General features: G+C 61.9%; 14 protein-coding genes. 3 read left to right on the forward strand and 11 right to left on the reverse strand.

Translation table 11 applies throughout. The features are described 5' to 3' along the window. Window positions 1–6: 6 nt before the first annotated feature. The 5 genes from AB8B20_RS28215 to AB8B20_RS28235 form a co-directional block, all read right to left on the reverse strand. Complete coding sequence (locus AB8B20_RS28215; protein ID WP_439073805.1) at window positions 7–810, reverse strand: ABC transporter permease; 804 nt, start codon at window positions 808–810, stop codon at window positions 7–9. Beyond that, window positions 807–1634, reverse strand: coding sequence for an ABC transporter permease (locus AB8B20_RS28220; protein ID WP_439073804.1), 828 nt, complete (start codon window positions 1632–1634; stop codon window positions 807–809). Before AB8B20_RS28220 ends, AB8B20_RS28215 begins: the two co-directional genes overlap by 4 nt. Window positions 1635–1679: 45 nt before the next feature. After that, window positions 1680–2000: a 4Fe-4S binding protein gene (locus tag AB8B20_RS28225; RefSeq protein ID WP_439073803.1), complete on the reverse strand. Its 321-nt coding sequence runs from the start codon at window positions 1998–2000 to the stop codon at window positions 1680–1682. After that, window positions 1997–3616 (reverse strand): FAD-binding protein, encoded by a 1620-nt coding sequence (locus AB8B20_RS28230; protein WP_439073802.1) that lies wholly within the window; start codon window positions 3614–3616, stop codon window positions 1997–1999. The genes AB8B20_RS28225 and AB8B20_RS28230 overlap by 4 nt, the downstream gene beginning before the upstream one ends. Window positions 3617–3975: 359 nt before the next feature. After that, entirely contained in the window at window positions 3976–4911 is a 936-nt protein-coding gene (locus AB8B20_RS28235; protein ID WP_439073801.1) for a GlxA family transcriptional regulator, read from the reverse strand. A 90-nt stretch (window positions 4912–5001) separates the two neighbouring features. Here AB8B20_RS28235 and AB8B20_RS28240 point away from each other — a divergent pair, with 90 nt between their 5' ends. Then, on the forward strand, window positions 5002–5508 hold the full coding sequence (locus tag AB8B20_RS28240) for a cysteine hydrolase family protein (RefSeq protein WP_439073800.1): 507 nt from the start codon (window positions 5002–5004) through the stop codon (window positions 5506–5508). 108 nt (window positions 5509–5616) lie between these two features. Here the strand turns inward: AB8B20_RS28240 and AB8B20_RS28245 are convergent, their stop codons facing one another. From AB8B20_RS28245 to AB8B20_RS28260, 4 genes are all read right to left on the reverse strand, one after another. Further along, entirely contained in the window at window positions 5617–7206 is a 1590-nt protein-coding gene (locus AB8B20_RS28245) for a CYTH and CHAD domain-containing protein (protein ID WP_439073799.1), read from the reverse strand. Between the two features lie 744 nt (window positions 7207–7950). Next, window positions 7951–9021, reverse strand: a complete 1071-nt coding sequence (locus AB8B20_RS28250) for an LLM class flavin-dependent oxidoreductase (RefSeq protein WP_439073798.1) — start codon at window positions 9019–9021, stop codon at window positions 7951–7953. Window positions 9022–9079: 58 nt separating this feature from the next. Beyond that, entirely contained in the window at window positions 9080–9232 is a 153-nt protein-coding gene (locus tag AB8B20_RS28255) for a hypothetical protein (protein WP_086937164.1), read from the reverse strand. A gap of 194 nt (window positions 9233–9426) precedes the next feature. Continuing rightward, complete coding sequence (locus tag AB8B20_RS28260; RefSeq protein ID WP_439073797.1) at window positions 9427–9642, reverse strand: hypothetical protein; 216 nt, start codon at window positions 9640–9642, stop codon at window positions 9427–9429. Window positions 9643–9768: 126 nt separating this feature from the next. Between AB8B20_RS28260 and AB8B20_RS28265 the strand changes: the two genes are divergently transcribed. Further along, complete coding sequence (locus tag AB8B20_RS28265; protein ID WP_439073796.1) at window positions 9769–10044, forward strand: hypothetical protein; 276 nt, start codon at window positions 9769–9771, stop codon at window positions 10042–10044. A gap of 154 nt (window positions 10045–10198) precedes the next feature. Continuing rightward, on the forward strand, window positions 10199–11143 hold the full coding sequence (epsC, locus tag AB8B20_RS28270; protein ID WP_439073795.1) for a serine O-acetyltransferase EpsC: 945 nt from the start codon (window positions 10199–10201) through the stop codon (window positions 11141–11143). Window positions 11144–11253: 110 nt separating this feature from the next. On the opposite strand, the gene AB8B20_RS28275 is transcribed toward epsC, so the two are convergent. Together AB8B20_RS28275 and AB8B20_RS28280 are read right to left on the reverse strand one after the other, a co-directional pair. Next, window positions 11254–12063, reverse strand: coding sequence for a MetQ/NlpA family ABC transporter substrate-binding protein (locus AB8B20_RS28275; protein WP_439073794.1), 810 nt, complete (start codon window positions 12061–12063; stop codon window positions 11254–11256). 68 nt (window positions 12064–12131) lie between these two features. Continuing rightward, window positions 12132–13352: an acyl-CoA dehydrogenase family protein gene (locus AB8B20_RS28280; protein WP_439073793.1), complete on the reverse strand. Its 1221-nt coding sequence runs from the start codon at window positions 13350–13352 to the stop codon at window positions 12132–12134. Window positions 13353–13395 lie beyond the last annotated feature (43 nt).

The following is a 13395-nucleotide window of genomic DNA, read 5'->3' on the forward strand; positions in this document are numbered from 1 at the left end:
TTTCCATCACGTCAGGCCTGAAGCGCGCATCAAGGCCAGCGACGACAACCGACGACACACACGTGTCGCCAGATAGCCGGTGGCCGCGAGCGCGATGACGCCGATGATGACAATGTCCATGCGAAACTGTTCACGCCCTTCGGAAACGAAGGTGCCGATGCCGCGCCCGTTGCCGATCGCGTATTCCGCGCCGACGGTGCCGATCCAGGCGCTGATCAGCGCGATCTCGATGCCGATGGTGATGGCCGGAAGGGCGGCGGGAAGCAGCACACGGCGGATCTCCTGCCGACGCGATAGGCCGAGCACGCGCGACACTTCGCGATAGGATATAGGCACGTTGCGTAGGCCGGTGGCGGTGTTCAGCGCGACCGGGAAGAAGGCGGACAGCGCGATATAGACGATCTTGCTGGCCTCGCCGTTGCCGAACCAGGCGGTGAGCAGCGGGATCCAGGCGAACAGCGTGATCTGGCGCAGCGCATGGAAAGAGCCGCCACTGGCGCGCTCGACAGTGGAGGAGAGGCCCATCGCAGCGCCAAGCGCGAGGCCGAGCAGGATGCCGATGCCGGCACCGCCGGCGTAACGCAACACGCTGGCAGCGATGGCTCGCCAGATCTCGCGGCCGGCCGCATCGTCGAACGGAGCGAGCAGAATCCGCTCGGGCTGAATGGCGAGCGGACCTGACAGCCAGCCGACATGTACCGACCAGACCCAGACGAGCGCGAGGGCGAGTGGCAATACCAGACCGCGCGACCACGGCACTGCGCTGCCGCGCGTCGCTCGCAGAGCTTCGGAAGGTGTCGCGCCGGTCATGAACGCGGCTCCCAGTGCTGCAGTCGCTGCTCGATGCGCGCAAGGCCGGTATCCATGGCGAGGCCGATCAGACCGATCACCGCCATGCCGACGATGACGATGTCGATCTGGAACAGGGTGCGTCCCCACACCATCGTGTATCCGACGCCCTCGGTGGCGGCGAGCATCTCGACGACGATGAGCGCGATCCATGCATGGCTCAACGCGGTGCGCAGGCCGCCGAAAATGCCGGGAATGGTTGCTGGCAGGACGAGGCGGCGCAGATAGGATCGTGCTGGCAGCTGCAACACGCGCGCAACCTCGCGAAATGGGGCAGGGACCTGCTTGACGCTTTCGGACGTGGCAATGACGGTCGGGACGAAACTGGCCTTGGCGATGAGGACGAATTTGAGCGTCTCATCGAGACCAAAGATCAGCAGCAGGATCGGCAGCCAGCCGAGCGACGGAATCTGCGCGAGCAGTCTGAAGGTCAGTCCGCAATAGGCCTCGACGGTGCGCGACAGGCCGAGCAGCGCGCCGAAGACGAGGCCGCTGCCGGCGCCGATGGCGAAGCCGATTCCGATCCGCCACAGGCTGACGCGAAGCCCGTCGACGATCTCGCCGCCGCGGATCAGGTCGATGGCGGTGGTCGCCGCCAGTAGCGGCGGCGGCAGGATCTGCACCGGCAGAAGCCGCAGCGATGCCGCGCATTGCCATGCGATGAGGACGATCAGTGGAATCGCGAGTGGCAGCAGCCGATGGCCGACCGCGCGCGCCGTCCAGATGCGGCGAACGGCGGGAAAGCGATCGACGACACGGTCGACGGCCACGGATCTGACGTTCATGCGAAGCTCCGGGACGCGGAATGCGTCCGACACCATCGGGTATTGTCAGTGGCCAAATAGCCGATAGCTGCGATCGATGCCGCGTTGGTCCCGTGTTTCCTTCGTCCAGCCGACAGCGCGTCGATAGCTGCCGAGTGCGTCGGACTGCTTGAGCTCCGCGGCTTCGAGGCTGACTGATACATCCGCGAAGGGTGAGACGTAGAGCGAGTCCTCAGGGCAATACAGTTCGCACATGAAGCAGGTCTGGCAATCGTCCTGCCGGGCGATGACGGGCACGCCTTCGGTCTTGTCGAACACATTTGTCGGGCAGACACGGACGCAGATATTGCAGGAAGTGCAAGTTTCGGAATCGATAACCTCGATCATTCTGCGGCCTCCGCAAGAGATGCTTCGGCGTGCGGACGAACGGAGGTCCAGACCTCGTCGAGGCCGCCGGTGGTGATGTAGTGGCGCTGCGACGGATCCTGCTCGGGAAAGTCGTCTCGCCGATGCATGCCACGGGTTTCCTTGCGCGCCAGCGCGCTGCGATACATCCAGCGTGCGGTCGCCAGCATCGCGGCGCTTTCGCGCGCACGGACCGCGTCAATGCCGGATACGGCGCCCGCCGTGGTGGCGTCGTGCCAGAGTGTGTCGAGGCGCGCGAGCGATGCAGTCAGGCGACCAGCTTCGCGGAAATAGTTGATCTCGTACGGGAAGACCTCGTTCTGCACGGCTGTGACAAGGGTCGCGCCGTTCAATGTCGGGCGCGTGCTTTCCTGCAGGCCCACGGTGCCGGCGCCCGTTGCATTCCGGCGGATACGGCGCGTGCCCTTGACGTAACGTGCCGCGCCCTGGCCCGACCAGTAGCCCGATGACATCGCCCAGGCCGCATTGTGGCTGCCGCCTCCGGTGAAGCCGCCGCAAATGAGCTCGCGCGTCGCGGCATCGCCGGCGGCATAGAGGCCGGGAACGGTGGTGGCGCAGCTGTCATCGACGATGCGCAGGCCGCCGGTGCCGCGGATCGTGCCTTCGAGACGCAGCGTGACCGGAAAGCGCTGGGTGAAAGGATCGAGTCCCGTGCGGTCATAAGGCAGGAAGAAGTTCGGCTGCGAGACGCGCATGGCCTCCTGAATGTCGGCATCGGCCTTGTCGAGTTGCGCATAGACCGGACCTTTCAGCAATGCGCGCGCGATGGCCGAGCGGCCGCCCTTCGACGCAGCACCCGGCACCGGCGTCCCATCCTCATAAGTGAAGGTGCCCCAGCCGAAGAACAGCGTTTTGGTCACCGATCCGAATGCGCTGGATATCGCATAGGGATTGGAGAACTCCATGCTGGTCAGCTCAGCGCCGAGTTCGGCGGCCATCAGATATCCGTCGCCGGTGAGAACGTTCGAGCCCAGCGTCTTGCTGAGGAAGGCGCATCCGCCCGTCGCGATGACGACGGCGCCGGCACGCACGCGCCATGGCTTTCCGCTCTGGCGCTGCAGTCCTGCGGCGCCAGCGACGGCGCCGGCTTCATCGACCAGCAATTCCAGCGCCGGACTGTGATCCAGGATCGTGACACCTGCGGACTTGGTGCGCTTGCGCATCAGCCGCATATATTCCGGCCCCTGCAGCGAGTTTCGCTGTGGCCGGCCGCTGTCATCGGTCGCGTAGGGATAGCCCCATTCCGCCAGTCTGTTGCTCTGATCGTAGGTGCGGTCGAGGACGCGGGACATCCAGCGGCGATCCTGCAGATAGCCGCCCATCTTCTCGCGATTGGCCATCGCGGCCTCGCGCTTGTCAGGCGATGAATCGATATACCAAACGCCGGTGCCGGATGGTGCTGTGGCGCCGGAGGTTCCGCAAAAGCCTTTGTCAACGAGCACGACGCGCGCGCCTTCGCCGGCAGCGCTGATTGCCGCCCAGGTGCCGGCCGGGCCGCCGCCGAGCACCAGCACATCTGCATCGAGCTCGACGCCGTCCGCTATGCGTCCGTCGACGCGAGGCGCGTTGTCGCTCATTTCATGTCTCCGCTGCAAATCGAGATGCGCCCGCAAGGCGTCAGAAGCTGTCGTGGATGTTTGCCCACAACATTCGCTCTGGCAATTTCAGATATTGCTCCAAGCGGAGGACAAACACGCCGCAATGGCGCGGGGTGAAGAAAGAACTATCGCTTCCTTGAGAGATCGACGTCGCGATCTGCGATTGCGTGCGGTCTTCGTTCAGCAAGAACAAGAAATTCATTTCGGCGAATGAACGTTATCGAAAACGATCGAGATGTTGCCGCCATCATCGAGAGGCGAAAACTAGCTTCGTGTCATTGAGGTTCTAGAATGACGGAGCTCTTGCGATCGCCAGCTCCGGATCGATTGGTCTGCGATCAGCCGACTTTCTGCCGCGCCATCCATTGCGTCGGCGTAAGCCCGAGCTCGGCGCGAAATGCTGACCGCAATGCGTGCGCATCTGGAAATCCGCTGCGAAGGGCGACATCTTCCATGCCATGTACGCCGGATGTCAGTATCTCCTGGGCGCGCGACAGACGCACCTGCTTCAGCCATTGTCCAAGGCTGCCGCCGATCCGCGAGCGGATATGACGCGACAGGCTTCGGCGGCTCATGCCGGCACGCTCCGCCAGTTCGTCGAGCGGCGGTGTCCGGGTCGGATCTGCGCGCAGCCCTTCCAGAATTTCGGTGACACGCCGATCGGAGGACGATCCGAGCGCCGGGCGCTCAAGCACCTGCGGTTGCTGGCCCGAGCGTTGCGGCGCAAGGACAAGGTGACGGGCAACGCGGTTGGCTTCGCCGAGCCCGGACATGCGGGCGAGCAGATGCAGACAGCAGTCCAGCCCGGATGCGATGCCTGCCGAGGTCAATATTTGCCCTTCGTCGATAAAGAGTGCGCCGGCATCGACATCGACCGTAGGATAACGTAGCGCGAACGTCTTCGCTTGAGCCCAGTGCGTTGTCGCGCGGCGTTCATGGAGTAAGCCGGCTTCGGCGAGACCAAAGGCTCCAAGGCAAAGACCGACGACGATCGCCCCGCGCTCGCCTGCCATTTGCACTTCCGCGATGATATCCGACGACAGCGGCTCGTCGACGTTCCGCCAGCCCGGCAGGATCACGACGTCGGCCTCGCGGGCCGCCTCCAACGGATAGCTCGCCTCGATCGTCAATCCGCCTGTCGTCTTTAAACGAGGCTCGTTTGAGCAGACGTCGATCCGATGACCGCTGGCCAGGAACGGTTCGCCAAACACCGCGAGCGGCGTGGACAGCATGAACGGACTGATCTGATCGTAGGCGAGGACGGCAATTCGCATTGGCCCGATCTACACCAAAAATGTCCATCGGGCCACTGACAGACGCAGGTGCGCGCGGGTAAAGGTCGCTGAAACCTCAGGAGCTCCATTATGACCCGCACGCTTCTCGTGATCGACGTCCAGAACGAATATTTCCCCGGTGGCCTTCTTCCACTATGGAAGCCCGATGAAATTGAGGCTCGCATCGTGTCCGTCATCGCGCGGGCAAGAGCTTCAGGGGACAACGTCGTCCTCGTTCGACACGTGTCGAAGGCAGACGCCGGTTTGTTCGCGGTAAACGGCCCAGGTAGTGCCATCCGACCAGCTATTCTTGCTGCCGCAGCTGATGCTCCGATCGTCACCAAACAGTTCGCCGACGCTTTCCAGGAGACGGGACTATCGTCTCATTTAACGAAAGCCGACGAATTGCTGATCTGCGGAATGATGACTCAGAACTGTGTCGTCTTCACTGCCTTATCGCGCGCGGCTGACGACCTCTCGGTCCGGGTCATCGGTGAACTCTGCGCTGCTCCAACTGAGATAGTTCACAATATCGCGTTAAATGCTCTGGGATCGAAGGGGCTTATCGCCAGCGTAACGGACCTGTGGAGCTCGTGAGCTATCGACAGATAGTCCTGTCGATCCGGCAGCGTCATTTCGTGCTCAGAAAGTGATGGCGCCGATCACGGTTCAATAGCGCTGCTTTCCAGAAATCCTGAAGGTACTTTACCGGCTCCAGAATGCCGGCGTCGCCTTGAAGCACCGCCATTTCTTGCGCAGCGTTTTCGCGGCCGCAATCTCGTCGCGGACCTGCCAGCCCGTCACGGTGCCGATGGCGAGATGAAGCGCGGCCTGATCGTCCTGCCTGACCGAACGCAGCAATCCGCGGATACTTGCGATGTCGCACACGCGTCCCAGATTCTTTTGGAGCTTGGCAAGCCGAGCCACGTAGCGCTTGGCGGACGCATGGCCGGCGTAAAGTGGCAAGAAGAATTCCGCCGCATAGCGCAGCCTCTTGAGCTGGATCCTGAGACTGTGCCGTGCAGCGGTGTCGAGCTGCCGGAAGTGCGTACCACGCTTGCGCACCTTCCGCTGCTGTCGCGCCAGAATTTTGTCGGCGAGCGCCGGCATCGGCTGCGACAGGACAGCCAGCGCATCGCTGTCGATATCGTTGCGCCAGCTGCGGCGCTCGACCCAGTGCCCGAGCGAAAGCAGAAAACGGCTGTAGCGCGGATCGTCGAGAACCGCCTGCAGGCTGCCATAGCTCGACTTGCGCTGCCGCTCGATTGCCTCGCGCAAGCCGCCGAAGTCGACCTCCGGCGTGGTCGTCGCCACGCGAGAAATGGTCGTGGTGGCGAAAACGTCCCAATCGCGGGTTCGGCCGAGCTGTCGCATCAGCCACCTTGCTTCGCTGTTGATTGCCTCGAACGAGGGCGATGGGATCTCGCGCCGGAACAGCGCACAGATCGTGCGCAAACGGCGCAGAGCGATGCGCATCTGGTGCACGCCTTCGGGGTCGGATCCTTCCTTTGCCACCGCATGATTGCGCAGGAGATGATGCCAGCAGGCGCCCCCCAGCAGCGCAATGACATCGTCAACCGCGTGCTCGGCAGTGATGTTGACGGGCTCGGCTTTCACCGCCGATTGCACGACGTCGAACGCCAGCGCATAGCCGCGTTCCGCCTTGCTCCGTGTGCCGACCTGCAGCGGCGCGGCATCGAGCAACTGCGTTCCGAGATCGAACAGCGCGCCGGCGTTGCCGCTCTTCAATTCGAGCTCGATCTCGGACAGGGCTTCCTGACGCGTACCGGCCTCGATAGTCCCAACGTCGAAGGCAACTTCAACTGACGCGTCAGGCAGATCGAGCTGCCGTGCATGCCGGCGAACTCTTGTCGCAAACGCTGGCACGAGCGCATCGGGCGTAAGCGTCGTCAGCGGATCGCCGATCTCGGCGTCAGGAAGTCGCGCCAGATCGGGAGTCATACTGTCAACCGATGTTTCCCACTGCCGTCGCGCCAACGGCCGCCCGATGTCGGGCAGAAGCTTCAATGTCTGAATGAAATGCTTGCCGCTGCGTCGCACGCGCAGTGACATACCGCGTTGAAACAGCGCTCTCTCCGGTGTGTCGTAATAAATTGTCTCCAGCCGGCGGACCACGCCGCGATTGCGCGCATGCTGCACGATGACGGGCATCTCGCGCATTTTTTCGAGGATACCTCGCGGCGCCAGCAACTTAAGTTCGATTTCCGCCTGTTCGCCCGGTCGCACGGCAATTGGCGCGCTTAAATCGGGCAGGATTGGCTGCTGGGCGTTCAACGGTAGCTCCATCGGAAGGCCGTGTGAATATTCTATGACAACGACAAGACATGTCCAAGTTGGCGTTGGCATGACGCGGCAAATTACGACGGCAATTTCCAGATCGATCGGGACCAGCGGGACTCAGGGCTGTTCGAATGGTGCGAACGCCCACATTCGTGAAAAGCAAAAAGCTGCCTCAGTTGGCGGTCTTAATTTGCTTTTCGCCTGGCGGTTTGATCGGGATCTGCGGTACGGGACCGGTCACGACTGGAGATGATCTACCACCGGATGGCTTATCATCGGAGGCGTGACTTCTGATTGTCTCGAGCACCAGAAAAAACTTCTCGGCAAGCATGGCAGTAACCTCGCTGGCGAAAGTATCTCCATCAGTAGTTGAGTCGAGTTGTTGAAAATTCAATCACTTACGGCAGGCCGCCACAATTAAATTCGCGCGCCAGAGTATCGCGAACGGGGCAGCGATATCCGCCTGGTTTACCTCTTCGGAGCGAAAGCGATCCGGCGGAAGCCGGCGCTGCATTCCGGACGGGCTACATCGTCCTTCTGGAAGCGGAAATGGGCCGCAAAGCGGACCTCGGCACGATTGAGCCTAAAGGCGCTCCCGTAAATTATATAATGATAATCAATTATATAATTCGCATCTTCAGGCTTATCGAGCACCAGATCGTGATAGCAATGGGCTGGTTCGAACAGGATAGAGAATGATGGTGCCAATCCGGATCAGGACGGATGGTGCCGTGCAAATCAATCCTGAAGCAGAGGCAGGAGTATTCTGCCTTGCCGCTCGATCTCCGCCAGATAGGGCGTGTCGGACAGGATGAAATACTTGATGCCGAGATCGCGGTATTTCTGCAGCGAGCTGGCCACTTCGGATGCCGAACCGACCAGCCAGGTGGTGCCGGCGCCGGCTGCGCCGAATTTTCCTGGTGCCGTATAGAGATTGTCGTCGAGGACGTCGCCGCGGGCCTGCAGGTCGAGCAGTCGCCGTTGGCCGATTGCGATGGCAGGGCCGTGGTCGTTCCAGCCCGCGCCTGCTTTCCTCGCCATGTCGGCAACCTTGGCTTCCGCCGCAGCCCAAGCCTCGGCCGAGCTCTCCCGGACAAGCGTTGTGATCCTGAGTCCAAACTCCAAAGGCGGGAGATCCCGATCGAGGCGCTGACTCAAGGTCTTGAGCCGTTCGATGCGCTGTTTGACGTCGCCAAGCGGTTCGCCCCAGAAGAGCTGGACATCGGCTTCGGTTGCGGCGACATGCTCGGCCGCGTCCGACGCCCCGCCGAAATACAGCTTCGGATGTCGGCGATTGCCGCGCTGGAGGATGCGCGGCGCTGCGGTTGAGTTAGAGACGCGAAAATGTGCGCCGGAATAGGTGACGTTTTCTTCGGTCCACAGCCGCCGGACGATGCGCATGAATTCCTTGGTCCGCGCATATCGCTGCGACGAGTCGGCTTCGTCATCCCCGTAAGCCGCCAGATTGTCCTTGCCGGAGACGATATTGATGCGAACCCGGCCACCGCTCAATTGATCCAGTGTGGCTGCGGCAGATGCAAAATGCGCCGGCTGCCAATAGCCCGGACGGATGGCTATAAGTGGCTCGAAACGCGTCGTTCGGGCCGCCAGCACTGACGCGACAGTGAATGTGTCCGGCCTTCCCCAGCCGGTTCCGATCAGCGCGCCTTTCCACCCATGACGTTCCAGCGCTTGCGCCTGGTCGACAAGCGTCTCGACGCTGTTGTGGTTTGGATCGACGACATCGCCGCGGTGACCTGCCTTCACGTCATTCGGGATGTACCAAAGAAACTCCGAACGATCGCTCATGATGTCCTCTGACGATGGGATCGCATTTTTGCGTGCGACTCACCGTCCCGTTCCGTTATCAAAATGGGCGGACCGATGTCGCGCCGAACACGATGGCTGCGATCAGCGCAAATGCGCCGTAAACGGCAGCCGTGTGCAGGCGCACCGCTGTGCGGTTCGACGACGCGCGCGCACGGTTATGCAACCGGGCTTCCGCCGATAGTTCACGCATCATCTTTCTCCAACGCGACATTTGCAGATAACAAGGCGATAAATCCGGTCTACGCAAGCGCGTGCCAGAAATAATGATGATCAGCACGCCGGGGTGTTCCGGCGTGGAGTAATATTCTCCATGCCGTCTGCGCCGGGCAATTTTGTTCGTTCGACGCTGATTGTCGTTCTGGTCGGGCGAGGACAGTCTCGAACTCAGCGAGCCGTGGCGATACGGGATTGGCTAGCCTTGTGACTTCGCTGGTCCATGAGTGCCTTCGCCGCGCGTTCCGCTGCCCGGGCCGATCCGAAATGGTCGCCTTCGAGCGTGTCGAAGGCAGCTTCTGAGGAAAAGAAACGAAATCCGCGCTCTTCGGCGACGACGATTCCGGCAGTGCGATTGAAGACTTCGATGACATAGGCATTGGACATGCGCGTTCTGTTCGCCGCCGAGGCAGCGATCCTATCGGTAAGTGATGGGTTGTTCGGTGTGAGTCGTTACGCCGGAATCAACAACACGCGCCGGTGGCCGCGGACACGCAGCGGCAGGTCACGCGCTTGCGCGACTGGCTCACTACTGTTGTCTCATATGCGGTCATTGCAGGCATTCCGAAGTGCATAATCTGTATGAGGAATATCCGACGTCGGCGTTCGTTCGTCAATGAAATGGCCATCCAAATTTATCGGCACCGCAATGACGACGATGCTGTGCGCAGGCATGTGCGGCGAATGAACCGCTATTTGGCGACGGCAGCAGCCATCCGCCGCCGTGAAATCGTTCCGCCACAGCGTGCACAGGCTTTGGAGCTGCGCGCACGCTGGTTCAGTGCCTGATCGCGATCGTATCGGAAGCGAAGGGCACGTGATGTGAGGTCGGCGCGTGAGGAGGAAGGATGGACATATCGAAAATGCTGCACTTTTGGAATTCCTTGTCCCAGGCTCATGAGTCACAGTTGCAGCTGCATGAGATCGCAACAGGGGAGCCGCGATGTCGAGGGTTGCCGAGGACGTCAAACAAGACACAGGTCGGGACGGTCCGGCGCCACTTTGGGACCTGGGTACGATCGTTGCCGGGCTGCGCGAGTCCCGCGACGTTGCCCATAATATCTGGCAGCGTGGGCCGAGCAGACGGGCGCCGTCGCGCGAGGCCCTCGCGGAGGTGCTCAAGAGCCTCACCGAGGCATTGTTTCCCCGGCATTACGGCCGCTCCGATTTCGGCACCGAAAGCATCGACGCGTTTGTCGAAGGCAAATTGGGCGCCGCGCTGGATGGCTTGCTCGAGCAAGTCTACCGCGGGCAGACTTTCGTTTCCGACGGCGCGCCGACCGAGCGACATTTCGAGGATGCCGTTACGTTGACGCGCGACTTCGCCGCCCGGCTGCCGGAGATCCGAGGCAGGCTGGTCAGCGATCTCAGGGCCGCCTTCGTGGGAGATCCTGCTGCAACGAGCTTCCCCGAAATCCTGATTGGCTATCCCGGTATGGTGGCGATCATCCATCACCGCGTCGCGCACCTGCTTTACAATCTCGGGGCAACGATGGTGGCGCGGTTGATCGCCGAGTTGGCGCATAGCGCAACGGGAATCGACATTCACCCGGGCGCGCGTCTTGGCGCCAGCATCTTCATCGACCATGGCACCGGCGTCGTGATCGGCGAAACTGCCATCGTCGGCGATCGCGTCCGAATCTATCAGGCGGTAACGCTTGGAGCCCGGCACTTCCCCACCGATCACGAGGGCAAGGCCATCAAGGGCAATGCGCGCCATCCGATCATCGAGGACGATGTCATCATCTATGCGGGCGCGACCATTCTGGGACGCATCGTGGTCGGAAGCGGCTCCACCATCGGCGGCAATGTCTGGTTGACCGAAGACGTACCGCCCAACAGTTTCGTGACGCAGGCATCGGTGCGCAGCAAGATCAGCCCGCGATGATGGTTGGATAGCCGGCCCGCTGCCGCTGTCGCTATCCAACAGGCGCGGCCCGTGGTCGGGCCATGCCATATCGCGTCAGGGAGGACACGCGAGCTGCCATCCCGTTGGGATTACCAGGCGGCGAGGATCGAGCCGTTGAACTTGGTGCGGATGAAATCCTTCACCGGCTGCGAACGATAGATCGAGATGAACTTCTTGATTTGCGAATCGTCTTTGCGATCGTCGCGCGCGGCGAAGACGAGGGTATAATATGGCTTGGCTTCGATGACGCTGGTCTCGGCCGCAAGCGCCTTGTTGAGATCCAGGCCAGCGAGATAGGCGTAGTTGGATGACACAAAGGCGGCTGCCACGTCATCGAGAGATCGCGGTAACTGGGCCGCGTCGATCTCGACGATCTGCAGCTTCTTCGGATTTTCAGTCACATCGAGAATGCTCGCCGAGAGGCCGGCATCGGTCTTCAACTTGAGCAGTCCGGCGGTCTGAAACAGCAACAATGCGCGCGCTGCATTGGTCGGGTCGTTGGGGATGGCGATCTTGGCCCCGTCGGGAATGTCGGAGGCCTTGGTGTATTTCTTGGAGAAGACGCCGGCCGGCACCAGGATCGATTCATCGAGGGCGGAGAGCTTGTAGCCGCGCACCTTCGATTGATTGGCGAGATAGAAGCGGTGCTGGAAGTTGTTGAGGTCGATGTCGCCTGCCTGCAGCGCTGCATTGGGCTGGTTCCAGTCGTTGAACTCGATGATCTCCGCCTTCAATCCCTCTTTCTCGGAAAGCCGTGCGGCCTCGCGAAGAATGTCGCCATAGGGCCCTGCGGAAACGCCGACCTTGAGCGGCTTGTCGGCGGCATTGGCCTGCAGGGTGGGTAACGACAGTGCAAGCGCTGAAAGGGAGAGAATGAGAAATCGAGATGCAGCTTTCATGATGTGTCCAGGTTGGGAATGAAGTGAATGTACCGCGCTCGCTGCGATGTCGCAGCGTTCCGGATGGCCTAGAAGAAGCCCTTGGCCGGCAGCGGCGTGCCGTTGACCTCATACGCGCCGATAGCCTGCGCCTTGTAGGTCACCGGGTTGTGCGACGACAGCGTCCGCGCATTGCGCCAGTGACGGTCGAGGTTGTCGGACTTCTTGGTCGCGGATGCGCCGCCGGCGTCGAACAGCAGGCTGCCACTGCGGATGGCCAGTTCGTCGACGACGATCTTGGCCTTGGACGATGCGAGGGCGGCATCCAGCGCCGGCTTGGTGTCTTCCCGATCCGGGGCCTTGCTCGATACGTCAAGCGCGTCGGCCGCGGCCAGCACGGTCGCTTCTGCCGCGAACGCATTGCTTGCGATCTGGCCAATAGTCTGCTGCAGGATCGGGTCCTCGCGCGGGCGAAGGGTGGGCGCGTAATAGAAACTGCGCGCGCGCCGCCTGACCAGGTCGCTGGCGTCACGCAGGATGGCTGCAGCGATGCCGGCATTGATGGCCGTCAGATAGAGTTGCGCGAACGTGTTCTGATAGGCGGCCCCATAACCGATATTAGGCTGATCGAAGATCAGTTCTGCCGCTTCGACCCGGACGTTGCGGAAATGCGTGGTGCCGCTTCCGGTCAGGCGCTGGCCCGAACCGTCCCAGTCATCGACCAGCTCGATACCCTCGCGTTTGACCGGAATGATCGTGGTCGCGAGTGCTTCATCGCCGTCCGCGACGCGCACCAGCACGTAGTCCGCATAGAGCGTGCCGGTGCTGTAATATTTCGTGCCGTTAAGGCGGTAGCCGTCGCCATCCGGCGTGACGGTGGTGGCGGGAGCGATGTCTCCCACCTGCGAGCTGCCCAGCTCCGTGGTGGCGAGGCCAATGATGGCGCCAGCCGCGACGTCGTCGCGCCACTTGCGATTCTGTGCGCTTGGCGGCGAGGCCAGCAGGCGCTCGACCACGCTATAGTGATTGCGCAGGATATGCGCGACATTGGCATCGGCTTCCGCCAGCCTGATGACTGCAGTGAGCAGTTCACGCACGGTGCTGCCGCCGCCGCCGTCGGCCTTGGGAATGCGGAGCGCGCCGATCCGCGATCGGCGGATCAGCGCGATAATGTCGTAAGGCAGGACACGGTCGTGCTCGCGCTCTGCCTCGCCCTGCGCGATGTGATCAAACAACTGTTGCAGATCGGACGAGCCGATCCGGATCGGCTGCGACACGTCGAACGAGTGCTGCGGTGTGGGCTTGTTCATGGGATGCTTTCTCGGCGATTCCGGTGGGGGGATCGAGCGGCGA

Source organism: Tardiphaga sp. 866_E4_N1_4 (assembly GCF_052076075.1).
GTDB lineage: Bacteria > Pseudomonadota > Alphaproteobacteria > Rhizobiales > Xanthobacteraceae > Tardiphaga > Tardiphaga robiniae.